We start from the raw sequence: 25,726 nt of genomic DNA on the forward strand, positions 1-25,726 counted from the left end.
CGCCATCCACCATTCCCCCAGTATTGTCGGGTGACTCTTCGCTTAGCCAACCTACAAAATAAGCTTTGTCATCAGTCTCTTTTTATCTATTAACCAAAAACATCCGCAGGCATTTGCTTGCGGATGCGGAGAGACTTATGTCCACCACAACGACAAATGCCCCCGCAAGGTCGCTGACTTTGCTTGGCTTTTTCGCGATTACTGCCTCAATGGTGATGGCGGTTTATGAATATCCAACGTTTGCTACCTCAGGTTTTAGCCTGATTTTCTTCCTGCTGATGGGCGGGGTTTTCTGGTTTATTCCGGTTGGTTTGTGTGCCGCTGAAATGGCGACCGTAGAAGGCTGGGAAGAGGGCGGTTTATTTGCCTGGGTTTCCAATACGCTTGGTGAGCGCTGGGGATTTGCGGCGATTTCCTTTAGCTATTTGCAAATCGCCATCGGTTTTATTCCGATGCTCTATTTTGTGCTCGGCGCGCTCTCATACATCCTCAACTGGCCTGCACTAAATACCGATCCGCTGGTGAAAACCGTCGCAGCCCTGATTATTTTATGGGGCCTGGCTCTTACACAATTTAAAGGCACACGCTACACCGCGCGTATCGCAAAAGCGGGGTTCTTCTTCGGGATTTTATTCCCTGCGATCGTGTTGGTGGGGCTGGCTGTAGCCTGGTTGTATAACGGCCAACCGCTGGCGATTGAAATGTCGGCCACGACTTTCTTCCCTGATTTTTCACAAATTGGCACATTAGTGGTGTTTGTGGCGTTCGTGCTCAGTTACATGGGCGTTGAAGCCTCCGCGACTCACGTCAATGAAATGACTAATCCGGCGCGTGATTATCCGCTGGCGATGATTCTGCTGGTGATTGCCGCCATTGTACTTAGCTCGATTGGTGGTTTGTCGGTTGCGGCGGTTATTCCGCATGATGAAATCAACCTTTCTGCCGGTGTGATGCAGGCATTTAGTACGTTGATTGGTTATTACGGCCCAGGCTTTGAGTGGGCGGTGCGTGTTATAGCGGCATTGCTGATGTTGGGTGTGTTAGCAGAAATTGCTTCGTGGATTGTCGGCCCTTCTCGCGGCATGTTAGTGACAGCACGACAAGGTCTGCTGCCTGCGCGTTTTGCCAAAGTGAATAAAAACGGCGTACCTGTAGCACTGGTGATCTCTCAGTTGATCATCACTTCCATTGCGCTGATTGTCCTGACCAATACTGGCGGCGGTAGCAATATGTCATTCCTCGTGGCTCTGTCACTCACCGTAGTTATCTATCTGTGCAGTTATTTGATGTTGTTCCTGGGATATATCCAACTGGTGCGTAAACAGCGTGATAGAAAACGTGCCTTCCAGGTTCCGGGTGGTAAACCGGTTAAACTGGCTATCGCCTGTTCCGGGTTGGTGGTGTCAGTGCTGGCGTTTATTGTGTCATTTATTCCGCCAAGTTCTCTACCCGGTGCCCACGCACATGATGTGTATGGTGGTTTGCTGATTGTCTGCTTTGTACTGGTGTTTATTCTGCCGTTCAACGTCTATCTATTCCGCGATAAAACGATTAAAAGTCAGGCTCCGGATCTGGTTCATGTGAAGGTCGACAATGCGCCAGAAGGGCACTTTGCCGTGCATCCGAAAGCGCGTCCTTCGCATCTTCCTAAACCTTAAATTAAACGTCGTGCCATCCACCCCGCAAAGTGTGGATGGCGCTATCGCTATTTTTCTTTATTGAAGGATAATGGTCGATTCTGAAACGACAGTTTAATTTTTGTTAAGGGAAGAGGCGTGAGCAATAACGTTTCACGGTTTACTAATAAGAAAATCGCATGGATGGGGGCCGCTTTTTGTTGCCTGTTATGGGGTAGTGCTTACCCGGCAATTAAAAACGGCTATGAAATATTTCAGATAGCGACGGATGACCTGCCTGGCAAAATTGTCTTTGCCGGATACCGCTTTGTGATTGCTGGTTTGTTGTTGCTGGCATTTGCGTTTTTACAGGGTAAGCCGATTGCGCGTTTGTCGCGCCAGCAGTATTCCCAACTGGCGGTATTAGGCGTCACGCAAACCGCGATTCAATACATTTTCTTTTATATAGGTCTCGCCTATACCACCGGTGTGAAAGGTTCAATTATGAATGCCACCGGTACTTTCTTTAGCGTGTTACTGGCGCATTTTATCTACCAAAACGACAAGCTCAGCATTAACAAAGTCGTGGGTTGCGTGCTCGGTTTTGCTGGTGTGATGGTGGTGAACTTCAACAGCCAGTTGATGGACTTTAGCTTCAGCCTGATGGGCGACGGTTTCGTGGTGCTGGCGGCGTTTATTCTTTCTGCCGCGTCGTTGTACGGTAAGCGTATTTCGCAAACCATGGATGCGACAATTATGACTGGCTGGCAACTGGCTATTGGTGGCCTTGTGCTAACGGCTGGTGGCTATGCCTGTGGCGGTACGCTTGCGTTTCATGGGTGGGAGTCGGTGGCCATTCTGGGTTATCTGGCGCTGTTATCATCCGTGGCATTTGCACTGTGGAGCCTGCTGCTCAAACACAACCGTGTGGGCATGATTGCGCCATTTAACTTCCTGATCCCGGTATCAGGTGCGGTATTGTCGGCTATCTTCCTGCAAGAGAGCATTCTTGAGTGGCGCTATGCACTGGCGTTAGTGCTGGTGTGCTTCGGCATCTGGCGCGTGAACGTGGTTAAGTCGCGATTAAATTAGACCAGGCAAAATCAGTAAATACAGGCCATTATTTATGGGGCGTTGGTGGATGACGCTTCGCTTATTCAACCTACAACGGCTCGCGTAGGTCGGATAAGCGAAGCGTCATCCGACATCAAACTGACCAATATGACGGGCCTGCAAATGACACGACTTACCGCAAAAGACTTCCCTCCTGAATTACTCGAATACTTCGATTTTTATGTACACGGCAAAATCAGCAAACGTGAGTTTCTCGATATCGCGGGGAAATTTGTTGTGGGTGGCTTTTCGGCGGTGGCACTTGGTACATTGCTGACGCCAAATTATGCCTTCGCGACGCAAGTTGAGTTCACCGACCCGGATATTATCGCTGAATACATTGAGTACCCAAGTCCACAAGGGCATGGGCAGGTGAGAGGCTACATGGTGCGCCCGGCAAAAGCCGTGGGAAAAGTACCGGGGGTGGTCGTGGTGCATGAAAATCGTGGGCTTAATCCCTACATTGAAGATGTGGCACGCCGTGTTGCGAAAGCGGGTTTTATTGCATTAGCCCCTGATGGATTAAGTTCGGTTGGTGGCTACCCAGGCAATGACGAAAAAGGCCGCGAGCTACAATCCCAGGTTGATCCGACCAAACTGATGAATGATTTCTTTGCCGCGATTGAGTTTTTGTTGCATCACGATGCAGTGACAGGAAAAGTCGGTATCACCGGTTTTTGTTACGGCGGAGGCGTCGCCAATGCCGCAGCGGTCGCTTACCCGGAATTAGCTGCCGCCGTACCGTTCTATGGTCGCCAGCCAAAAACTGAAGATGTACCGCGTATCAAAGCACCTTTATTACTGCATTATGGTGAGCTCGACTCGCGAATCAATGAGGGATGGCCCGCGTATGAAGCGGCTCTGAAAGCGAATAATAAAGTCTATGAAGGCTACATCTATCCAGGCGTGAATCACGGTTTCCACAACGATTCGACTCCACGTTACGACAAGGCCGCGGCAGAGCTTGCATGGACGAGAACCATTGAGTGGTTCCGCAAATACCTGGTTTAAGACTGAATAATAATCCTGGCGCCTAACGCGATGCCATTTTTGCCGGTGCGTTTAATCAAGTACATCGACTCATCGGCTCGAATCAGCGCATTATTAAAAGTGTCATCCGCCCAGGATTCATTCACCCCAATAGATGCACCTACTTTGGCGGAACCGTTATCTAATTCGAACGGGGTGATGGCTGCATCCAGACAGCATCTGGCGATGTGGTTTATCTCAGGATGTTCCAGCGACCAGGGCAATAACAGAATAAATTCATCTCCCCCAATGCGGCCAATGGTGACCTCTGGCGGGCAGGATTCGTGCAGGCGTTGACTGAGTTGCAACAGTACTTCATCACCGCTGCGATGGCCCAGCGTATCGTTAACGTTTTTGAAGTCATCGAGATCGATAAAGGCTATCGAAAGTGGGCCCAGCTTTTTTAACAGCTCGAATTGCGACTGTAGGGCGTGGCGGTTGGCAAGGCCTGTGAGGGGGTCGTGATTGGCAAGTTTTGCCAGCTGCTGCTCGTACTGCTTTTCTTTGGTCATATCAATGTGGGTGCCGGTAACTTTCAGCGGTTTCCCGTCATCGCTCCATTCGGTCACACGGCCCCGGTCGAGCACCCAGGTGATGGTGCCATTTTTCGCCTGCATTCGATGCAGTGCTTCATAAAATGGGGCTTTACCTTCAAGGTGGTTATAAAACGCGGACAGCACCATCTCTTTATCATCAGGATGCAGGTGCTCACGCCACACATCAAAATGAGCGCTAAGTTCTTTGGGCTGAAAGCCCAGCATGGAACCCCAGCGACGGTTGAAAATAACCAACTTGCCGCTTGGCACATCGAGTTGCCATAAACATAAGCCTGTCCCGTCCAGTGCTGCACTGAGCTTATTGCGAGAGTCGTGTGCAATTCTTTTGAGTCGGGCATTGTGCTTTTTGAGGTTCTGAATCTGCTGCCTGAGTATCTCTTCTGACATTGACCACAATTATGAGCAAATAATATCCATTCTTAACAGCTATTAATTACTTGTAAATATGGCGATGAAAAAATCGTGCTAATTCCACAGACGTTTTGGTGTTGTGGCCATTTTTTCTCTCTCTACAGGAATGACGGATAGCAACACGCCGCATAACATTCCCGCGAGCAGAATCCACGATGTATGAGAAAACACGCTGCCCATCACTACACATTCCAGGATCACCGCGATAACGGGAAAACAGATAAATACCAAAGAGGTATTAAAAGTCGAAATGCGTTTTTGCAGCGAGAAATAACACAAGATGCCGAATACGCTAGCCACGACGCCCAGGTAAATAATCGAAGAAAAAGACAACCAGGTGATGTTTTCAATTTCCGGCTTTTCCACTACTGCGCCAGTTAATGTGAGTAGTAAGCCCGCAGCCAGGCAAGGCAGGGCGTTAAACGTGAAAAGCGAAACCTGGCAACTGCGCTTTTTGCATTGCACATACATAAAAGCATGCATGGCGACGGCAGCCACGACAGCAAAAGCGCCTTTCCAGTTATTACTCAGGCTGTTTCTGGACTCTTCCTGCAAGAGACAAAACAGGGACAGCATTGCCAGCATTGCCCCCATGAGCTGCAACAGGCTGGTGGGGGCATTGAGTACCACAATAGAAATCAGAAGCACGGCGACGGGCATTCCGGCGAAGATTATCGCGGCCGTGCTGGCATTAACGTACTGCTCACCGTAAATCACCAGCGTAAAGGGCAGGCAGAAACAAAACAGGAACACGCAGAACTGGAAAAAACGGTGCCCAGGAGGAAATAACAGTGATGAGCGCGTAACGTGCAACAGCCATAGCAAAAGAGGTGCTGCACTTAAGAAGCGCAGCCCGGTGGCAAATATTGGTGGCATGCTGACCAACGCAAATTTCATCGCAAGCCAGGTTGTTCCCCAGGTCAGAATAACGATGGCGAAAAGAATAAACATTTTTGTTTTCTGCATGGGGCGGCTCCCTTTTTCACCTTAAATTAATGATCAATATAGAGATAGTGCATCCAGCTGGTCATGCGCAGCAGGATTTTGCGAATAATAGAAACGTGCTCGAAATAACCGGAATAGACGGCGACCTGGCCCATGGTTCCTGCGGGTAATCTCTCCACGTCTGCAACGTTATTCAGTTCAATTTCGGCATAGATTCCGTCGAGTTTTGGGTCAAGGCTCAAGCCCTGCAAATGGCCCTGGGCCTGATAGCTGCTGTTAGCAATCGCAGGGAGGATCTGCTTCACTTTCCCTTTCACCACGCTGCCAGGAAGGCCGTTAAACACCACTTCGGCCTGGTCTCCAGCGGTTAAACGCAGCGCGGAGTTTTGGCGGAATACGGCATAAACACTGGTTTTTTGATCCGGAACGAACACCATCACCGGGCGCAGCGGCAACGGGCGCACGAACATACCGGGTTTCAGGAAGAGCTGTGTCGCGTAGCCATCGCTGGGTGCGCGAACCACGGTTTTTGCAAGGAAGTATTCTGCTTCTTTGAGGTTTGCTTTCAGCCGGTAAACTGTGGCGTTCTCACCGTTTATCATGGCATCAAGCTGTGCCGCTGTTTGATCTCTCTTTGATAGGGAAGAGCGCCACTGTGCTTGTGCGGCCAGATATGTCTGCTGTGCGCGAACCACTTCTTGATCTGTAAACGGGCTTTTTAGTTTGTCCCGGCTGCCGTTGCGGTAACGGTCGGCATCTTTTAAGGCTAAATCGCGCTCTGCTTTTGCCTGCGCGATATCGGCGTTTTCGGAAGCAAGGCGTGCTTTGAGCATTTCTACATTTTGCTGAGCGCTTTCTATCTCACCTTTTATTGATTCGACTTTGGCTTCATAGGCAGTTGGGTCAACCCGAAACAGGAAATCCCCTTTTTTCAGCTTTTTATTGGCATTAGGGGTAACTTCTATCACGACGCCCTGGATTTCAGGGATGATGGGTAACGTAACGGTAACCATCTGGGCTCGTTCGGTATAGGGATGGTTATAATTCATTAATAATAACAACGAGCCAATAAGAATAATGCCACCCAACACAGCGGTAGGCACACTCCATTTATTTAACGGAATTTTGAAGAATTTAAATATACCAAAGCAAATTGCGGTATATGTAAGAATAAGTAATAAATCCACAATGAATCCTGCTCAATTATTCAGTTACTGATGACTTGCTTTGGTTTTTCTCATTCTGGGATTCCAGCCGGAGTAACCTTTCACGTAACATTTCTATTTCATTATTTTTGACGGCAAATCCCCAGCCTCTGTCTTCACGATATAACATCGCCCAGATCCACAGGAATGGCCATAAAACATGCAAAGTAAAGAGACTTACCCATCCAGCTGCATGAATAGCATCCTGATGGGGATGGTTACGATGTACTGCTATTTCATAGGGGATATCGTGTACAACAATAACACCATAAAAGAGCGTCAATGCCACGAAAATAAGTGCGCCTAAGGCAAAGTAATCGAGAAACATAGATGGGTTCCCCCCGTGATGAAATGTCCGGAGACACTAAAGATAAGGCGTGTATCGCTCCACTTTTATTTTGTTTAAAAATAAACCGAGGGTAAATATTCAATTGCACAAAGTAGATAATAGTGTGCAAGAGGAAAACTCAAAAATTACAATTCTTTGCATCCTGGAAATAGTTGTAAGAATGTTGCTGAATATTGTTTTAGTTTTAATAAACACGGTTGTATCTATAAGCCAAACACAGCAATGTACTGCACCCAGCGAGATCTTTGGCGTGGTATACCTATCATATTTCAAGTTGCAGGGGTGTTGGCTGCATACGCAAACCCCAGTCACTTACTCAAGTAAGCTCCTGGCATTAGCTCAATTGCCGCCTGGCCGCAACTCGAATTATTTTGGGTATATACTTCAAGGAACCTGTGCATACCGTGAGTAATTTCAGGAAAAATAATGACTATCTCTCCTCCAACCCGCCCGGAATCCGCTATCCAGCGTCTGATTGCCGTCCTCGAACCCCACGGAACACCGATGGAGGTGATCCCCCGTAAACGAATAAATTGGGAATATAAAGAGATTCCGCAATTTTATGTCTTCAAACAAGGTGAGATTTCTGTCTTACGAGCGACTGACGGTTTGGTTATCGCCACCGTTTCTGGACAGAATCTGTTTGGTATTGCAGAAAGTATCCAGCCATTGCGTAGCCATATTTTGCGTGTAGAAACTGAATGTACCATGCTGCGCCTTGATGCAAGCCTTGCTCATGAAATAATTACTCAGGAAGGGATGTGGAAGGATGTTTCGGTGATACTCTCCTATTACACCAGCCATCTTTTCTATCGTGATTCTTTAGTGGTGCAGCAACGCACCTATTCCATCATTCGTGGACATCTTATTGAGATGAGTCGCCTACCCGAAGATTCACGATTAAGAACATCTGTTCTTGATTACATTCAGGAAAGGACTCATTTATCGCGCAGCAGTATTTTGAATGTGATGTTTGCACTAAAAAATGGTGGGTACATCGACATTAAGCGAGGCGGATATTTACTGGAAGTCATCAACTTGCCGGAGAAATTCTGAGGCAAGTTAACATTCTGACTATTAATGAAAAGCATTGGCGAAATGATTTTCGCCCAATATTCTTTAATTTAAAATTAAACAAAAATCAAATTCCCTCATCCTGGGAGTCTGAATACCATCCATCCCTGAAATATCAAAACCATAGAGTTATCTCTCTGCAGTGATTTCAAGGATTATGATGAAAAAGACTCTTATTGCATTAATCGTTTTTAACACCTTTGCAGTAACCAATGCCAATGCGGTGGCATTTCACGGTGAGGCTGGTGCCGATTGGACTAATCTTGGGATGAGTTTTGGTGCAAACGAGCCGGGTTTTACCTTTAATGGTAACTGGGCGCACAGCGATAATGATGGTGATATTGCCAGCCTGGGAATGGGCTGGAATATACCACTTGGCTCAGTTTTGGTGACATTGGGCGGGAAAACACTCTACCTCAATCCGAGTGATGGTGATGAAGGTTATGCTGTAGCCGTTGGCGGTGGTGCGCAACTTCCACTAGGTGATCATTTTAGTCTGTTTGGTGACGCCTATTATTCGCCTGATTCGCTCTCCAGTGGGGTTGAGCAGTATGGGGAAGCTAATGCAGGCATTCGCTGGAAAGTTAACCCAACTCTGTCAGTTGAAGGTGGGTATCGCTATGTAGGTATGCAGGGGAAAGATGGTCATAGCGATAATACCTTAGCCGATGGGGGCTATGCCGCGGTTAATTTCAACTTCTGATCAATTTATTTTTATATGCGAAGACAATTGCCCAATAACAAAGCGCGCATTAAAATTATTTTGTTGATGCATCAAGTCTCATTGATATTATCAATCCCGAGTGATTAGATTTTTTTAATGTTGTTTGCGCACTTTATTGTGCCAATACAATGTGCCCGCCTGTCCGGCGGGTATTTTTTTATCCATGCGGCAACATTTATTTTTAAATGAAAAGATAATTGAGCGCTGAAGGAAACGGTTCTATTCTGTTGTTAGCCAATAAGGAAGTAGGCTATGTAAGTCATAATCAAATAGTCAGCGCTCGGCAGCCACACTATGGCAACATAGTGTGGCTTTTTATTAGGTTTTGTATGGGGAATTAATGTTGCGAGCCGCAGTAAAATAACAGTAAAACAAAGCAATATCGATAATGATGTTACTTACTGAGAGATAAATTCCAGAAAGTAATAATATTACCTTGTGTGCGCTGAAGTAAATAACCATAAGCACTGCACCAATCTTGCTCTTGATAAAGATAAGATAGGTGAGTAGTGCAATAACTAAAAATTCAACAGGGGTTTGTAGGTATTTCAATTCAATATAATTACTGTATTCATTAAATATCACCGTAAATATTGTGTACAGTAATGAAAACAATCCTGCCAGCCAACCTTGACGGTTCTGTTTTTCTTTGTGGTGTAGTTTTTCACTTGATTCAATCTGGACATTTTGGTTTTTTTTCATTAGGCCAGCGTGCAGTTGCGATATAAAAGTATACGAATAAATTGATTAGCGGAAGCAGTAATAAAAGTGAAACCCAGGGTTTAAGACCGGTACGCTTGACAATAATCCATTGCAAAAATACGAATAAGAACAAGGTTAAAACTTGTGTGATGAGCATTGGGGACTCCAGGCGATATATACCCTTTATTATAATAATAAACTTTTAAAGACAATTAATTGGTTTGTTTAAAAATAAATAATTAATGATTTCTAATGATGTTGTTACTGCGTTAATAATGTGGGTGTTCAGATGCTATTAATACACACTATGTTTAAGGGTATAGAATGAAAAAAGTATTTAAAATTGCCACGTTGATGACGGTGCTGGCATTTTCAGGAATGGCTGTTGCATCTTCTGCTACAGAAACACTGCCGCAGGATTCGTTGGCGAAGCAATTAAATTTCTCACCTGAGCAAACGCAGAAGGTAAAAGCACTACGTGAAGATGCGCAAAAAGAGATCGGAAAAATTAATACCGATGCTTTAACACAAGATGCGATTGTTGATATGTTCCATTCTGGCGTCTGGGATGATAGCGCAGCGAAGAAACAACTTAATGCCATCGGTGATATTCAGAGTAAGGTGCGCTACCAGCGAGCAAAATACCTGTTTAATGTCAGCCAGGTGTTAACCATGGAACAAAAAAAGCAGTTACAGCAAATGCTAATTGAAAAGCAACTTTACTGATTATTGAGTCAACGAGAGTCGGATGGCGCATCGCTTATCCGAACTACGGTAAGTCGTTGGCAGGTGGACTAGCGTAAGCGACATCCACTGATTTTAGTTCGCTCAGGATGTTTTCTCTTTTATTGGTTTTAATGCTTTCCCAATCTGCACTAACCCATCTTTGTTTTGATCTTTTAGATAAGTGTTGTTCAGCTCATTAAATTCTTCGAGGCGAGTCAGTGCCTGGAAAACATCATCAATACCATAGCGATTATCAAAAACATCTACACTTCTGAGGTTATCGACCCGTGCTGCTTTTATTTCTACAGTGAGGCGGGTAATCACTTCTTTATTCGAAGAGTGCAAAGTTTGTAATTCTTCCGGGGTGCTATTAAGTGCTTGGGACATTGTGTCGGGATGGAATTCGAGAGTATTTAGGGCTTCGACCGTCTCATCGCCTGGATTAGCACAGCCGGCAATAACGAAAGTGAATATAAATACGAATTTTTTTAACACGGTATTTCCTTGCAGTTTGCGTACTGAATAATTCAGACGGCAACTTACCTGCAACGGTTAGGCTTAAACCACCCATAGTTTGTTTAATTTTAAATTTTTACGCCCTGCATAGTGCAACTTGCAGGGCGTAGTCGAGTACAACGTATTTATTTCGCCAGCTTATCTTCGGTACGCAACTCAAAGTCTGATGCATCGTGGCGTTCGTGCAACTGCTCAGACGGCTCACCGAAGGTGCGGTTTACAATGCGCCCACGTTTAACCGCCGGGCGGCTTGCCACTTCATCGGCCCAGCGCACGAAGTTTTTGTACGAAGCGAGGTCGAGGAATTCAGCCGCGTTATATAGCCCACCTTTTGCCAGGCTGCCGTACCACGGCCAAATGGCGATATCTGCAATCGTATATTCATCACCTGAAATAAAACGATGTGTCGCCAGCTGCCTGTCGAGCACGTCTAACTGACGCTTGGTTTCCATAGCAAAGCGGTTAATTGCGTACTCAATTTTCATTGGTGCGTAATTATAGAAATGACCGAAGCCACCGCCGAGATATGGCGCTGAGCCTTGTAACCAGAACAGCCAGTTCAAGGTTTCAGTGCGCGCGGCGAGATCTTTTGGCAGGAAATGACCGAATTTCTCCGCCAGATACAGCAAGATGGCGCCGGATTCAAATACGCGAATCGGTGGTGTCACCGAATGGTCCATGAGCGCCGGGATTTTTGAATTCGGGTTCACGTCCACAAAGCCGCTTGAGAACTGATCTCCTTCACCGATACGAATCAAATGCGCATCGTATTCGGCTTCGCTTACGCCCAGTGCCAGCAACTCCTCAAGCAGAATCGTCACCTTCTGCCCGTTCGGTGTGCCAAGTGAATAAAGCTGTAATGGATGTTTGCCAATTGGCAGCGTGCGTTCGTGAGTCGGGCCTGCAATCGGGCGATTGATATTAGCAAAGGTGCTGCCGTCGCCTTTTTGCCATGTCCAAACTTTTGGGGGCTGATAGTTATTATCTGACATGTTGTGTCGCCTTTTAATTGCCAGTAGAGAGATTGAAAAGTGTAACTCCACTTTGTTTTGTTCGGTAATCGCCCGCTATTTTTTTTAACTTGCTGAGGTGTGATCTGGGGTAACAATAAATTAACTATAAATTTGCAATATGAACCAAATGATACAACATTAACCGACTTATCCCGACAGACCAGGAGCCATCATGCAGCGTTCAATTGCAACCGTATCTATCTCTGGCACGTTGCCTGAAAAACTGGCCGCAATTTCGGCTGCTGGTTTTGACGGTGTAGAAATCTTTGAAAATGATCTTCTTTATTACCCCGGTACGCCTGCCGATGTGCGGAAAATGGCGGCCGATCTCGGGCTCACTATTACACTGTTTCAGCCTTTCCGCGATTTTGAAGGTGCGTCTCGCCCGCAGTTTGCCAGTAATCTGGAACGCGCGCGGCGCAAATTCGCACTGATGCACGAACTGGGGTGCAACACCATGTTGCTTTGTAGCAACGTGGCACCCGATTGCTCGCCGAATCTTGATTTGCAGGTCAGCGACCTGGCGCATCTGGCTGAGTTAGCACAACGTAATGAAATAACCGTTGGCTATGAGGCGCTGGCATGGGGCACCCATGTGAACCGTTATCGCCAGGCGTGGGAGCGCGTAAAGCAGGTAAACAGCCCGGCGCTGGGGTTGGTTCTCGACAGCTTCCATGTGCTTTCGCTGGGCGATCAACTGATTAATCTCGATGACATTCCGGTCGATAAAATTACCTTCCTGCAACTGGCCGATGCACCGTTGATGAAAATGGATGTGCTTGAGTGGAGTCGCCATTTCCGTTGCTTCCCAGGCCAGGGCGAATTGCCGGTGGTGGAATTTACCCGTTTGTTGACGGAAAAAGGCTACCGCGGCCCATGGTCGCTGGAGATTTTCAACGACAGTTTCCGTGCTACACCGAACGCACCAACTGCCAAAGATGGTTATCGCTCGCTGCTTTGGCTGGAAGAGCAAACCTGGAATAGTAATCCGCAAATTGATGCGCAGCTGTTCCATAGCGCGCCACAAGCCAGTTATCAGGGTATCGAGTTTTTAGAATTTGCCACCGATGCAAAAGACGCACAGGCATTGGGTGAAGCACTGCAACCACTGGGTTTTGCACAAGCGGGTGACCACCGTTCCAAGGATGTTTCACTGTGGCGCAACGGCGGGGTGAATGTCATTCTCAACCATCAGTCGCACAGTTGGGCCGATGAGTTTCACCGTCGCCACGGTGTTTCGCTGTGCGCAATGGCGTGGCGTGTTAAAGGGGCGGCAAACGTACTGCAACGGGCGCAGGATTACGGTTACCCGATCTGGCATGAAAAGCATGGGCCAGATGAGCGTGCGCTGGCGGCAGTGTGCGCGCCTGACGGTAGCCTGATTTATCTGATAGAGGCGCCAGAGCAGGGTGAAAGTGATATTTATCAAACTGATTTCAACCTTTCGGAAACAGCCAACCAGGGCACCTTAAATGGAATTGATCATCTGGCGTTAGGGCTAGTAGAAGGTAGCCGTGACAACTGGATTATGTTTTTCCGCGCGGTGTTCGGCTTTGAACTGGATAATGAACTGAGCGTGCCGGACCCGTACGGCCTGGTCAGAAGCCAGGTGATGCATAGCCCTTGTCACTCGATCCGCTTGCCGCTGAATATGTCGCACAGCCTTGATACGCAAATTGCCCGTTCGGTAGCAAGCTATCAGGGAACGGGCCTGCAACACGCGGCGTTTGCCTGTGATGATTTACTTGCGACGGTCGAGGGCCTGCAATCACAAGGGCTAAAATTACTGCCGATTCCGGCAAACTATTATGACGATTTGCTGGCGCGCTACGGGGCAAATAATCCATTGCTACAAGGGCTTGAACGCCTGGATATTCTTTATGAACGAGATGCACGTCAGCATGAGTTTTTGCATGCCTATACACCCCCTTTCCGCCCGGACCGTTTCTTCTTTGAATTAGTTGAGCGGCGAGGTGATTATCAACAATACGGTGCAACCAACGCCGCTGTGCGGCTGGCTGCAATGCAAATGCGTTAATACGATTTACAACAATAAATGAACCTTAAGGTTCAATAAGACACCTGTAACCTACAAATAACCGAGGTATAAACCATGGCGAGTTATGGCCAGGGCGACATCGCTGCCCAGAAAACTGGTGTTGTAAAAAGAACCCGTACCCGAATGGTTATCCTGACCCTTCTGGCTATCGGAACCATGATTAACTATCTCGACCGCACAGTGCTTGGTATTGCGGCGCCGCAACTGAGTGCCGATCTTGGTATTGGCGCGGCAACGATGGGGATTGTGTTCTCGGCGTTTGCCTGGACTTATGCGGCAATGCAAATCCCCGGCGGCATCTTCCTTGATCGCTTCGGCAATAAAGTTACCTATGCGCTGGCACTGTTTTTCTGGTCGGCATTTACCCTGTTCCATGGTTTAACCGTCGGCCTGAAAACGCTGCTGCTATGCCGCTTAGGTTTAGGGATCAGTGAGGCGCCATGCTTCCCGGTAAATAGCCGGGTGGTTGGCAAGTGGTTTCCGCAGCATGAGCGTGCGCGCGCGACGGCTGTGTATACCGTCGGGGAATACGTTGGGCTTGCTGCGTTTGCTCCGTTGCTGTTCTTTATTATGGAAACCTTCGGCTGGCGTGCGTTATTTATCACAGTCGGTGTCGTGGGCATTTTGTTTGTGTTGGTGTGGTGGCGCTTTTATCACGAACCACACGAGTCCAAAACGGCTAACAGGCTTGAGCTTGAGTACATCGGCCACGATCTAAAAGAGGCGGAGCCTGAACCTAAGATGAACTTTAGCTGGGCGAACGTCGCAAGGCTTGTTAAATGCCGCCAAATCCTCGGTGCGGGCATTGGCCAGTTTGCCGGGAATACGACGCTGGTGTTCTTCCTGACCTGGTTCCCAACTTATCTCGCCACCGAACGCCATATGCCATGGCTCAAAGTGGGCTTCTTCGCCATTTTGCCGTTCCTTGCCGCCGCTGTGGGCGTGATGTTTGGTGGTTGGGTGTCCGACCAAATTCTCAAACGCACCGGCTCGGTAAACATTGCCCGTAAATTGCCAATCATTTCTGGGCTGTTGATGGCAAGCCTTATCATTACGGCTAACTGGATGCCAACCGATGCGCTGGTGATTACGGTGATGTCGGTAGCGTTCTTCGGGCAAGGCATGGTGGGGCTTGGCTGGACGCTGATTTCCGATATGGCACCGAAAAATTTAGCGGGTCTGACAGGAGGGTTATTTAACTTCTGCTCAAACCTGGCCTCCATCATTACGCCATTGATTGTCGGTTTTATCGTTGCGGCGACCGGCAACTTCTTCTACGCGTTGGTGTATATCGGCGGTGCTGCACTGTTGGGTGTGTTCGCGTATGTCTTCATTCTTGGCGATATCAAACGTATTGAACTGGCTGATTAATTAATGATGCATCACAGCGACATCGGGTAGCTGATGTCGCTGTGATAGAGGTAGATGCAATGGATATGAGTGGCAATACCCGTTTAATCGCCCACCTGGGCTACCCGACAAACACTTTCAAAGCACCGATGATTTACAACCCCTGGTTTGAAGAGCAAGGCATCGATATCAAAGTGGTGCCGATGGGGGTGAAAGCAGAAGATTATGCGCAACTGATTCCTTCGCTATTCCGCATGACCAATATTATTGGTGCGTTGGTGACGATGCCGCATAAAGTTTCGACTTGTGAGTTAGTTCACACTATTAGCCCAACGGCGCAAATTGCCGGGGCGTGTAATGCAATTCGCCTTGAGCCGGACGGCTCGTTGCGTGGCGATATGTTTGATGGCGACGGCTTTGTCCGGGGCGTGTTGCGCAAAGGCATTCAGGTGGAGGGAGCTCGTGCATTAGTCATTGGCAGCGGTGGTGTGGGTTCGGCTATTGCTGCGTCTCTGGCGGCCGCAGGCGTTGATACGCTGGCGCTGTTTGATAGCCGCGTGGAAAGCTGCGAAGGGCTGGCAAAACGTCTACGTAGCCACTATCCGTCTCTTAAGGTGCTTACCGGTTTGCGCAACCCGAAAGGGTTTTCCATTGTCGTTAACGCAACGCCGCTGGGTATGAATGCCAGTGACGAATTACCGGTGGATGTTAGCGCGATAACGCCCGGAACCTTCGTGGGAGAGGTGGTAATGAAGAGCGAAATCACGCCATTTTTGCAGGCTGCAATGAAAAGAGACTGCCAGATACAACCTGGAACAGATATGTTGTTTGAGATGATTCCTGCTTATATGGAGTTTTTTTGCCTGCCAGAAGTGACGCCAGAAGCACTGCGTCGCGTAGCTAAAATTGATTACTAACAAATAGTTAACGTGGCAGTGGGTGGGGGTACTAGAGTGCCATTTGCACCCCCAAAACGAAGCGGTAAATGAGACGTAATTTAACTACAGAGCTGTGGACGGCTAAAATAATCCTTGTCATTCATCGCCTAAGCATGAGTTAATACGCCCCATCGGTTTGACGTACAGACCTTTAAAGCAACTTAGTAAAGCAGTCCTTCAAGAGTCATCCCTGGATACCCTTTGTCGTGTGCTCCTCTACCGCTTCATAAAATCTGTAAAGCATACCAAATCGCCGTAAGGCACACTCAATTCAAAAGGTAATACACATGTCTAACAAAATGACTGGTCTGGTAAAATGGTTCAACGCTGATAAAGGTTTCGGCTTCATCACTCCAGACGACGGTTCTAAAGACCTGTTCGTTCACTTCTCTGCAATCCAGAACGACGGTTACAAATCTCTTGATGAAGGCCAGAAAGTTTCCTTCACCATCGAGAACGGCGCTAAAGGCCCAGCAGCTGGTAACGTAACTAGCCTGTAAGGTTAGCGTTAACTAAGCTCAGAAATTTAAAAACCCGCTCCGGCGGGTTTTTTCGTTTTTATGGTTTTGATGTTTCCTGAATACATAATTTTGGGTCAACGATAGTTCCCCGCTCCTGCTTCATATCTACTCCTGTCCAACCTTTTAATATCACTCCTGTTATCTTGAATATGCTTAATGCTGGTCTATGCTCAAATCAGATATGACTCGGCAGAACATTGCTCGTGTCGTTGAAAAATAAAACAAAATCATTCCTTTTTGGGTGAAACATATGACCAGGGCGCTGCTATTTCTCTTGGCATGGGTACCTTTGATAACCACAGGTATGCGGCATGCAGTTGAACCCAGGCAATTGCCCTCCAGACAAAATCAATCACACACGATCCCATTCTTTCATCACCCGATTATTACGTTGCAGGCAAAGTTTGGCCTGACCCCGCCTGAAGGTGGCTCAATTTGATGGCCTGGTACATCGCGTACGAATTACAGCTCAAATTACGCGTGGGCGAATCGTTGGCGAGGATGAAGAGCGAATTGCATCGTTATATTCATGCTGTGTTTAACGAATCCAACGTGCAGATTAGGGTGCCGCGTAATAACTGGTTTGCCGCTCAGGCCATACAACCTGAGAAATCCTCGTGATGAAGGCCAGCTACCCGTTGGTACTTTTGTGGCTGATACAGCCACTGGTTGCATATGCCAGCGGGCTGATTGACGAGACGGATGGCATGCTGGATATGAGCGAAAATCTGAGCAACAGCTACGGTTTTTTACCCGTTCCAGTGGTTATCACCGAACCGGCAATAGGCTACGGCGGTGGGTTGTTTGGCCTTTTTTTGCATGATACCGCTGATAGTGAATCGGCAAAAAATCGGAAGGGTGGGAAATCTATTCCCCCCGCAGTCACGGCGTTTGGTGGGGGAACCACGCAAAATGGCACCTGGTTTGTCGGAGGAGGGCACCGCCATACCTGGAACAACGACAGCATCCGTTATTTGGCTGCTGTCGGATATGCCGATGTAAATATTGATATTTATTCTGGTGATATTGCTGCGTTTGAACACGGAAAGGGCATTAGTACCCAAACAAAAGGGTACGGAGGTATGCAAAAATTACTTTTTCGCGTAGCGGATACACCCTTTTTCGTCGGTGGTTCCCAGTTCTACGCCAATATGGAAGTCTCTGCCGAAAACGCGATTGTTAATCGAGTATTCAAACAAGTTCTTGGTGATAAAAGTGCGACCTCTGGTGTTGGGTTGCTGATGGAATATGACACCACAGATAACTTCTTCTATCCGCACAATGGGTTGTCAGCCACGGCGGAATACCAGTTTTATAGCAGCTTCCTCGGGGGTGATTATCGCTACGACATGTTGACGCTCGACGGTAAATATTTCCAACCGCTCGGCACCGAATTCACGCTGGTGCTGGCTGGGAATTATCAGTCACTTTCAAACCATGAGCGGCATTTGCCACCGATGGCACGCCCCTATATCAAATTGCGAGGCATCTCGCAGTATCGCTATCAGGGAGATTATGTCAGCACTGTGCAAACTCAGTTGGAGTGGCAAATGACGCCGCGCTGGGTGTTACAGGGTTTTGTAGGGGCAGGAAGCGCCAGCAAAGAAGCCGACGATCTCTTTACTCAAACCGAAGTGGCGTATGGCGGCGGATTTCGCTACCTGATTGCGCGCAAGTTTGGGTTGCATACCGGGATTGATGTGGCCTTTAGCGGCAGCGAACAAGCCGTTTATTTCAATGTGGGGGCGGGGCTATAGAGGGAATTTGCCGCCTGACTGACAATGCAAATATTAAAGAGAACGCCATGAATAAAATCGAAAGGGGTGTGCAACAGTGCCGGGTTATTACGTTGCCGCTACTGTTTTTATCTAGTGCGGCGTTTGGTGCAGCGACTGACACAGCGACAGATAGCAGCACATTTCCCATCTGGGGAGATGAAGCGCGTGCGCGCGGATATTCTATTCCGCTGCCGTTTGGTGTGAATCTCAGCTATATGAATATTCGCCAGAATGTTGATGTTGATAGCATTACCTTCTCCGGATTGAAACTTGGCGCGCATCCGATTCCCAGCGATATGTTTGCCATTGACGTGGGCCATACGCGCGAGCGTAGTAAGACTGAAAACCTGCGTCTCGATATGTGGGTATTCCCGTTTTTAAATATTTATGGGCTGATGGGTTACACCAAAGGCTCGTCAATTTCGAACGTATCGGTGGATGCCGACCCGTCGCGTTATACCGGCATTGACCGGATTATTGCCTCCTCGGTGCACAGGCTGAACCAGAGCGGTGATTTACAGAACATCGATTTCACACTCGATTTTGAAGGTGTCACTTATGGCACCGGCATTACGCTTGCGGGTGGGTATAAAAACTGGTTTACGCTAGTGGATACCAACTACACGCGTACTAATTTCGATATTCTGGACGGCAAAATTTCAGCCCTGACTGTGTCGCCACGCGTGGGTTATCGCTTTGATATGCCACAAATTTCCGGCCCATCCCATTTAAGCGTGTGGATAGGGGCGATGTATCAGGACGTTCAGCAGGAGTTCAAAGGCAATCTGTCTGACTTGCATATGCCCGCCGAACTTCAGCCGCTTATCAATTCGGTGAATAAGGATGACGATGGGCGCTTTGACGTTAAACAGCATCTTACTTCGCCATGGAACACGTTGATTGGCGCGCAATATGAACTTACTCAAAACTTTAACCTGCTGACGGAAATTGGTTTTAACGAACGAAATAGCTTCTTTATCGCAGGCGAATATCGATTCTAATGAATAAACGTGGCGCGCTATTTTTGGGCTTATTAAGCCTGATAAATACACCGACTGAGGCGGTTGCGATGACGCGCGAGGAGATTGACGGTTTCCTGGGAAAGGTAGGGGCTGATAATGAGTATGATCCAGGTAAAGGCATTGACTGGAGCGTGTTGCCCGGGCCGTTTTATACCCCGGAATTGAAACTTGGCCTGGGAACTGCCATCGCGGGAGTGTACCGCGTTGATCCCAACGATCATGTCACGCAAAACTCGTCAGTGTCGTTTACCGGTTTTTTTAGTACTAGCGGCGCGTTAGGGCTTGGCATGAAGAATTACACCTTCTTTACGGGCGATGAATGGCGGCTGTTTATTGATGGATCGCTTGCGAAGATCCCCACTGGTTTTTGGGGAATCGGCTATAGCGCGGCGCAAGGTAACGAGCAAAAATATACTCAGCAGTCGTTTAGTCTTCATCCACAGATCATGCGCCAGGTCGTTGGTAATTTGTATGCAGGTCTTGGATGGGATCTTTCAACCTTTGATGCCAAAAGCATCAAAGATCCTCACCCGGGCGATAACTTTTCGCATTATGACGCGGGTGGCAACACGCTAAGTTCTGGGGTCACGGTAAATATCAACTTTGACTCGCGGGATGTCATTACGCGCCCACGACACGGGCAATTTTTCAGTGCCGAGTACAGCCTTTTTGATCCTGCTATTGGTTCGGATAGCCACTTCACCGCTTTGCAACTGCAATATAATTACTACTTCCCTCTCAACGATCAGGATGTTCTGGCGTTTGATCTTTGGGGGCGGTTTGCACGTGGCGATGTACCATGGGATCGCTTATCTGAGGCGGGAGATGACAACCGTATGCGCGGCTATTACCAGGGACGCTATCGCGATAATGACGTTGTCAGTACTCAACTGGAATACCGTAAAAAACTCAACTGGCGGCACGGCTATGTTTTATGGGTTGGTGCCGGGGCGTTGGGAGACACGCCGAAAAATCTTTCCGACCATCCGCTATTGCCAACTATAGGTGCGGGCTACCGTTTCGAGGTTAAGCCTGACATGAATATTCGCCTCGATCTGGGGTTTGGCAAAGAGAGTGCCGGGTTTTACTTTCAAGTTGCGGAGGCATTTTAATGCAGCGCTGGATCCTTTCTCTGCTGCTTGGTGTGGCATCCCTGAGTTTTGGCGCGTCACCAAAATCGGCAGATATCTTGCCTATTGAGAAGGCGAGACGAGTGTGGCCGATAACACAAGAGCTCACTGCTCCTGAGTCGTTACGGCCTTGCTGTGCCTTTGGATATGACCTGCAAGTACGAGCCATCGGTGTACCCATTCCGGTCTACCAGATTGGTAATATTCTGACACTGACCACCCTGGGGCATCATCGCTACAACGATAGCGCCCTGGGCGCTGTCAAAAATATTGTTGGTTTGAGTGAGGAGAAAAGTGGCCTCATTTACACTCGCCGTGGAGGTTTTATTGATATCGCCCATGTGCGTGATACTGCTGATAATACCTTCTACCTTTTCACGCAGATCTACTCACGGCTTGGCCAGGACTGGCGGCTGTTCTATAGCGAAGAATTGGGTGTCCGACGCATTCAGCTTCATGCGTTTAATCCACCTGCGTCCATGGTTGAACGTTATACGATTGCCGCCTGGCTTGCGGGGCATCTCGCTTTTCAATTAGCGCAATGGCATGAGATTGCTCAGTGGTATGGATTTCAGTCGGTTCCAGGATTTTCTGAGGAGATATCTGCTTTTTCACCCGAAGATCTCTATTCCAATTTATTGGGCGCACGGCTTGCGATAAACGTGATTTTGCACGGACACGCCAGGTCAATTGAGTCTTACGATCATGCGATAGATAAGGCGTTACACAAGGCGTTGGTGCAACTTGGCGCGGTAAGCAAAGCAGAATCAGAAAGAAAATTCCGCGAAGTGGACGGTGACTGGTGGAACAGCAAGCGGCGGGTGCCGGATAAATTTTTGGTGCTCAACCGTAACTATGATCTCAGCGAGAACCGTTACCCGACTCCTGTTCCATTTGAAAAGGCAAAGCCCTACCGCTTAGTGATGCCTGCTGCCGTTGCAGGGGTGACGATAAGCCAGCTGGGAGAATTGCAAATCCACACCGGCAGCGATATGCGTGGGCTTAAAGTACCGGAGAGTTTTTATCTTCCGGCACAGTTTTCAGCGCTGGCAGAGCAAGCCAAATACGCCGATCAGATTCAGCTGCAGCAACTGAAGAAATGAGAGCTATAAGTAATCGTTATTGGACGAACAGGTGATTGTTCGTTTTGATGTTGCAAATATGTTACTTGCTCTCTACCCAACATTTGGAAATCTCGTATGTTCGTAATCAAAATTGACGACCTTTCGCATCCGGCGGTGCAGACACTCGTGGCCTACCATATTTCCGGGATGCTGGAACAATCACCGCCAGAAAGCAGCCACGCGCTGAATGTGCAAAAACTCCGTGACCCGGCAGTGACATTTTGGTCTGCGTGGGAGGGGGAACAATTAGCCGGAATTGGTGCATTGAAAATGCTCGATGATGGGCATGGTGAATTGAAATCAATGCGTACCGCGACGGACTTTTTACGTCGTGGTGTGGCGAACCAGTTTTTGCTGCATATCTTGCAAGTTGCGCGTGAGCGTGGCTTCCAGCGTCTGAGCTTAGAAACCGGGACCCAGCCGGGTTTTGCTGCTTGCCATCAACTTTATCTCAAGCATGGCTTTGTCGATTGTGAACCGTTTGCTGATTATCAACTCGACCCGAATAGCCGCTTTATGACGTTGGTTTTGTAGCGGATTAACCTAAGGCTACCCATTTTGGCCTGAGCCACTATTTTGAAATTGCACGTCTTAGTGGAATATCGAATTATTCGATGTTCCCTTTAATTTATTGGCTTAATTACTTCATCTTATTTTTCTTTCAGTAATCAAGATTTTTTTAATCGTGATATTTTTTCTCTAAGAATATTAATATTGCATTTATCTATTTATATAAATCTAATTGATATTTTTAACGGTTGGCCATTCAATAATGCGTTTGATTTTTACACAGCTATTCAGTAATGTTTATTGTCCACGTAAAGCTCATAATAAATATCCAAAAAAAGACATTACTGAGACAATGAATATATTAAAGTTAAAAAAGATAGCACTATTTATTCCTCTTTTGTTAACGGCATGTGGTGGAGGCGGTGGTGGTAGCGGTTCAGGCTCTCCTCAAACAATAAAAAGTCCGTTAAATACTCCTGCTATAAAACCCGATGTACCAACTCCGGGAGCAAATAATAATAAAGTCAAAGTTGGGGTGCTGGACTCAGGTGTTAATAAAAACCTCAGCAATATAACCGGTAAGGTTGCAATTATTTTGCATTATATTGGCCAGGGGAAGAATCTTGGTTCAGGTGCATTCACTCCAGAGGATATTACGGCATCTTTGGCGCTGGCTGATATGGATGCTTCTGGACATGGAAGCTATGTCTCTCAAATCCTTGCCAGTACCGGGAGTGGTGGAACATATGTTGGTAGCCAGAACGTTCAGCTTTATGAAGCGAAAACGACCGATGACCCTCTTGGTCATTCAATCATTGATGACCAACTTGCCGCAATAATGGACCTGCATGAGCATCATGGAGTCAATTTATTTAATGCTTCATGGGGGAGTTATAATAAATATGATGCGAGCTCACCTATTACTGCTGTATTAAAATATCTGATAAATAGTGATGGCTTAATAGTTTTTTCTGCCGGAAATGATCTCCTTAACAACCCTTCATCAGAAAACCTGACGCCATTGATTGATAAATCGATAGAAAATGGATTAATCACGGTGGTAGGGCTTGATAGTAATAAGCAACTCTATAGCGGATATGATGAAAACGGTGTCATTAAAGGCAGTAATGCATGCGGAAGGGCGGCGGCCTGGTGTCTTGCTGGAGATTATGTTGTTGGGCCACTATTGAACGATAAGAACAACGGTTATGTCTATTTCTACGGTACTTCAGGTGCCGCACCTCAAGTTACGGCTGCGGCGGCAAATGTATGGCAAAAATATCCCTGGATGACCGCAAAGCAGGTAAAACAGACAATATTAACGACGGCAAATTATCTGTCTGATGGTTCACCACTGGGGACACCCTACAATGCGACCTATGGTTGGGGTGAGTTAAATGCTCTGCGTGCAGAAAATGGCCCAATGCTGTTTTCTTCTCTCTTTGGCGACTTTAATGCTCAAGTACCCGATTCGCATTACGTCTTCAGTAACGATATATCAGGTGATGCGGGGCTGATTAAAAACGGTAACGGCATTCTGGAGTTGGCGGGCAATAACAGCTACAGCGGTAAGACCACGATTAATCAGGGCACTCTATGGGTTAGTGGCAGTATTGATCGTGGCTCGGTGAACATTTCCCCAGAAGGGTTGTTAACGGGTTCTGGTTCAGTGAGTTCGATTTATAACAATGGGACGATAGATTTATCCAACGGCTCACTGAAAGTGAAAGGCGATTATTCACAGAGCCATAGCGGCATACTTAATGCCTACATTGATAATCAGCTTGATATTAGCGGTAACGCGGCGCTGGATGGCACGGTCAACGTAGTTAATCAGAATTACGTGGTTAACGGGACGTACGACATTCTGCATGCGCAAAATATTCAGGGGCAATTTAGCCAGGTCAATGGCAGCAAGTTCCTGAAGATTAATCATGTTAATTACACACCTGACAGAGTCAATCTCGATGTGGCACAAGTCTCTGCGCAAAATGCCGTCAGTAATGGAGATTATCTTTCAACGGCAGGAGCCAAAGCGGTAGACACTCTTTTTGCTGCGGCCAATGACATTGCATTAAAGCAGCATAACGGTGAAGTACTGACGTTAGATGAGCAGCAATTATTGGATTATTCCGCGGGCCTACAATCTACTCGTTCAGGAGATGCTGTTCAGCGCATTGTGGATAGCCATTCTGCCGTCATTTATTCCGAGCTGCCTTCTGTGTTGCTGGCGGAGCAAAACCGCCTTACGCAGACTGTCGTGAATCGTTTAAGTGCTATGTATGGCATGGGTAAAGTGACCCCGGGCGTGTGGACATCTTATGATTATATGAAAAACCAGTATCAGCCTGATGGATGGAACCAGGTGAGCAGCACCACTAATAACACTTCTGTGGGGTTGGACGGTCGAGTTAGTAATGCTTTGCTGGTGGGTGGCTTCGTTAATAAAAATAATATCACTGCAAAATTAGATAGAAACGGTGGGAGCCTGGATGGGAGCCAGAATGGTGTTGGCGCTTATGGGCAGTACAACGATGGAGCGTTCTATCTAAACGGTCTGGCAAGTTACCAGCGTGGTGATGCAGACATTAAACGTCCGGTTATCAGCAATGGCACGCAAAGTAGCCAGAAGTCGAATGCCGATATGAGCAGCGCGAGCCTCTACTTTGAATCAGGATACGCATTTCATTTACCGCATGAAGCCGATATCACGCCTTATCTTGGCGTTGAATACGATCGTTCTAATACCGATAGTATCGATGAAGGAAACCTGCAGGGGGCGAGTGTCAGTGGCATGAAAGGGCGCCAGAGCAGCGTGGCGCTGGGCTCTCGCTTTAATTATATGGTGAGCAATGAATTGCATCTGTCAGCATGGGCGCAGGCCAGCAAGATTGTGGCACGTGATATCAGCGATATGAGACTGACGACCAATATGAGCGGGCAGGAGATTTCGCTTAACTCGCCAGAGTTTGACCGAAATAGCTTCGATTATGGCTTAGATATTGATTACGTTATTTTGAATAGCGTGCAGCTTTTTGCGGGTATGCAAAGTAGCACGGCGAATGACCAGGCCTTTTCTACCAGCGCGGGTGTGAAGTACTTCTGGTAATTGTTATATCAGGGCGAGTCGCAGGGATGTGACGAGTAATCGAACCTTTAAGTTTCAAACAAGAGTTCGATGAAGAGTCCGAATCTCCATTAGCAAAAAACCCGCCATAGGCGGGTTCTTCTAAATAGTGGTGCCCGGACTCGGACAAAAACGTCGGGAACGTTTTTGAACAGCGCTTGCGCTGGCCCGCAGGGCGAGTCGCAGG

Annotated in this window: 24 protein-coding genes; 17 read left to right on the forward strand and 7 right to left on the reverse strand. The window is 47.5% G+C overall.

Features of this window, described 5'->3' with window-relative positions:
• Window positions 1-137: 137 nt before the first annotated feature.
• The 3 genes from gadC (at window position 138) to yghX (ending at window position 3,740) form a co-directional block, all read left to right on the forward strand.
• Window positions 138-1,658 carry a glutamate/gamma-aminobutyrate antiporter gene (gene gadC / locus M979_RS19420; protein WP_064556098.1) on the forward strand — a complete coding sequence of 507 codons (1,521 nt, stop codon included), beginning with the start codon at window positions 138-140 and terminating at the stop codon, window positions 1,656-1,658.
• 162 nt (window positions 1,659-1,820) lie between these two features.
• A complete protein-coding gene (locus M979_RS19425) occupies window positions 1,821-2,708 on the forward strand; it encodes a DMT family transporter (protein WP_051880769.1) in 888 nt (295 codons plus the stop codon).
• Window positions 2,709-2,852: 144 nt separating this feature from the next.
• Window positions 2,853-3,740 carry a YghX family hydrolase gene (yghX, locus tag M979_RS19430; protein ID WP_064556120.1) on the forward strand — a complete coding sequence of 296 codons (888 nt, stop codon included), beginning with the start codon at window positions 2,853-2,855 and terminating at the stop codon, window positions 3,738-3,740.
• On the opposite strand, the gene M979_RS19435 is transcribed toward yghX, so the two are convergent.
• The 4 genes from M979_RS19435 to M979_RS19450 all read right to left on the reverse strand — a co-directional run bounded on the left by M979_RS19435 (window position 3,737) and on the right by M979_RS19450 (window position 7,204).
• Complete coding sequence (locus M979_RS19435; protein ID WP_034461085.1) at window positions 3,737-4,702, reverse strand: GGDEF domain-containing protein; 966 nt, start codon at window positions 4,700-4,702, stop codon at window positions 3,737-3,739. The genes yghX and M979_RS19435 overlap by 4 nt on opposite strands.
• Before the next feature lie 78 nt (window positions 4,703-4,780).
• On the reverse strand, window positions 4,781-5,692 hold the full coding sequence (locus M979_RS19440; RefSeq protein ID WP_064556099.1) for a DMT family transporter: 912 nt from the start codon (window positions 5,690-5,692) through the stop codon (window positions 4,781-4,783).
• A 26-nt stretch (window positions 5,693-5,718) separates the two neighbouring features.
• Window positions 5,719-6,858 (reverse strand): HlyD family secretion protein, encoded by a 1,140-nt coding sequence (locus M979_RS19445; RefSeq protein WP_064556100.1) that lies wholly within the window; start codon window positions 6,856-6,858, stop codon window positions 5,719-5,721.
• A 16-nt stretch (window positions 6,859-6,874) separates the two neighbouring features.
• Window positions 6,875-7,204 carry a DUF3302 domain-containing protein gene (locus tag M979_RS19450; RefSeq protein WP_034461088.1) on the reverse strand — a complete coding sequence of 110 codons (330 nt, stop codon included), beginning with the start codon at window positions 7,202-7,204 and terminating at the stop codon, window positions 6,875-6,877.
• A gap of 447 nt (window positions 7,205-7,651) precedes the next feature.
• On the opposite strand from M979_RS19450, the gene M979_RS19455 reads away from it, so the two are divergent.
• Both M979_RS19455 and M979_RS19460 read left to right on the forward strand, forming a co-directional pair.
• Entirely contained in the window at window positions 7,652-8,281 is a 630-nt protein-coding gene (locus M979_RS19455) for a winged helix-turn-helix transcriptional regulator (protein ID WP_034461090.1), read from the forward strand.
• A gap of 178 nt (window positions 8,282-8,459) precedes the next feature.
• Complete coding sequence (locus M979_RS19460; RefSeq protein WP_034461091.1) at window positions 8,460-9,002, forward strand: YfaZ family outer membrane protein; 543 nt, start codon at window positions 8,460-8,462, stop codon at window positions 9,000-9,002.
• 339 nt (window positions 9,003-9,341) lie between these two features.
• Here the strand turns inward: M979_RS19460 and M979_RS19465 are convergent, their stop codons facing one another.
• The gene (locus M979_RS19465) at window positions 9,342-9,725 is read right to left on the reverse strand and encodes a hypothetical protein (protein WP_064556101.1); all 384 of its coding nucleotides are present in this window, start codon (window positions 9,723-9,725) and stop codon (window positions 9,342-9,344) included.
• Window positions 9,726-10,049: 324 nt separating this feature from the next.
• On the opposite strand from M979_RS19465, the gene M979_RS19475 reads away from it, so the two are divergent.
• Entirely contained in the window at window positions 10,050-10,451 is a 402-nt protein-coding gene (locus M979_RS19475; protein WP_064556102.1) for a Spy/CpxP family protein refolding chaperone, read from the forward strand.
• Between the two features lie 102 nt (window positions 10,452-10,553).
• Here M979_RS19475 and M979_RS19480 read toward each other — a convergent pair whose 3' ends face one another.
• Both M979_RS19480 and yghU read right to left on the reverse strand, forming a co-directional pair.
• Complete coding sequence (locus M979_RS19480; RefSeq protein WP_034461096.1) at window positions 10,554-10,946, reverse strand: hypothetical protein; 393 nt, start codon at window positions 10,944-10,946, stop codon at window positions 10,554-10,556.
• A gap of 146 nt (window positions 10,947-11,092) precedes the next feature.
• Window positions 11,093-11,959 carry a glutathione-dependent disulfide-bond oxidoreductase gene (gene yghU, locus M979_RS19485; protein WP_034461097.1) on the reverse strand — a complete coding sequence of 289 codons (867 nt, stop codon included), beginning with the start codon at window positions 11,957-11,959 and terminating at the stop codon, window positions 11,093-11,095.
• 193 nt (window positions 11,960-12,152) lie between these two features.
• On the opposite strand from yghU, the gene M979_RS19490 reads away from it, so the two are divergent.
• From M979_RS19490 to M979_RS19540, 11 genes are all read left to right on the forward strand, one after another.
• Window positions 12,153-14,018: a bifunctional sugar phosphate isomerase/epimerase/4-hydroxyphenylpyruvate dioxygenase family protein gene (locus M979_RS19490; RefSeq protein ID WP_064556103.1), complete on the forward strand. Its 1,866-nt coding sequence runs from the start codon at window positions 12,153-12,155 to the stop codon at window positions 14,016-14,018.
• 75 nt (window positions 14,019-14,093) lie between these two features.
• Window positions 14,094-15,410 carry an MFS transporter gene (locus M979_RS19495; protein WP_034461101.1) on the forward strand — a complete coding sequence of 439 codons (1,317 nt, stop codon included), beginning with the start codon at window positions 14,094-14,096 and terminating at the stop codon, window positions 15,408-15,410.
• 59 nt (window positions 15,411-15,469) lie between these two features.
• Entirely contained in the window at window positions 15,470-16,306 is an 837-nt protein-coding gene (locus M979_RS19500; protein ID WP_064556104.1) for a shikimate dehydrogenase family protein, read from the forward strand.
• A gap of 308 nt (window positions 16,307-16,614) precedes the next feature.
• Window positions 16,615-16,827, forward strand: coding sequence for a transcription antiterminator/RNA stability regulator CspE (gene cspE / locus M979_RS19505; RefSeq protein ID WP_034461105.1), 213 nt, complete (start codon window positions 16,615-16,617; stop codon window positions 16,825-16,827).
• Between the two features lie 459 nt (window positions 16,828-17,286).
• A complete protein-coding gene (locus M979_RS19510; protein WP_064556105.1) occupies window positions 17,287-17,469 on the forward strand; it encodes a hypothetical protein in 183 nt (60 codons plus the stop codon).
• A complete protein-coding gene (locus M979_RS19515; protein ID WP_064556106.1) occupies window positions 17,469-18,605 on the forward strand; it encodes a BamA/TamA family outer membrane protein in 1,137 nt (378 codons plus the stop codon). Before M979_RS19510 ends, M979_RS19515 begins: the two co-directional genes overlap by 1 nt.
• A gap of 47 nt (window positions 18,606-18,652) precedes the next feature.
• On the forward strand, window positions 18,653-19,627 hold the full coding sequence (locus M979_RS19520; RefSeq protein ID WP_051880773.1) for a porin family protein: 975 nt from the start codon (window positions 18,653-18,655) through the stop codon (window positions 19,625-19,627).
• Complete coding sequence (locus M979_RS19525; protein WP_064556107.1) at window positions 19,627-20,760, forward strand: BamA/TamA family outer membrane protein; 1,134 nt, start codon at window positions 19,627-19,629, stop codon at window positions 20,758-20,760. Before M979_RS19520 ends, M979_RS19525 begins: the two co-directional genes overlap by 1 nt.
• Window positions 20,760-21,881 carry a DUF4056 domain-containing protein gene (locus M979_RS19530; protein ID WP_064556108.1) on the forward strand — a complete coding sequence of 374 codons (1,122 nt, stop codon included), beginning with the start codon at window positions 20,760-20,762 and terminating at the stop codon, window positions 21,879-21,881. Before M979_RS19525 ends, M979_RS19530 begins: the two co-directional genes overlap by 1 nt.
• Before the next feature lie 96 nt (window positions 21,882-21,977).
• Entirely contained in the window at window positions 21,978-22,436 is a 459-nt protein-coding gene (locus tag M979_RS19535; RefSeq protein ID WP_064556109.1) for a GNAT family N-acetyltransferase, read from the forward strand.
• 328 nt (window positions 22,437-22,764) lie between these two features.
• Window positions 22,765-25,521 carry an autotransporter domain-containing protein gene (locus tag M979_RS19540; protein ID WP_167350286.1) on the forward strand — a complete coding sequence of 919 codons (2,757 nt, stop codon included), beginning with the start codon at window positions 22,765-22,767 and terminating at the stop codon, window positions 25,519-25,521.
• Window positions 25,522-25,726: the final 205 nt, after the last annotated feature.

It is taken from the genome of Buttiauxella noackiae ATCC 51607 (genome assembly GCF_001654865.1).
Taxonomy (GTDB): Bacteria; Pseudomonadota; Gammaproteobacteria; order Enterobacterales; family Enterobacteriaceae; genus Buttiauxella; species Buttiauxella noackiae.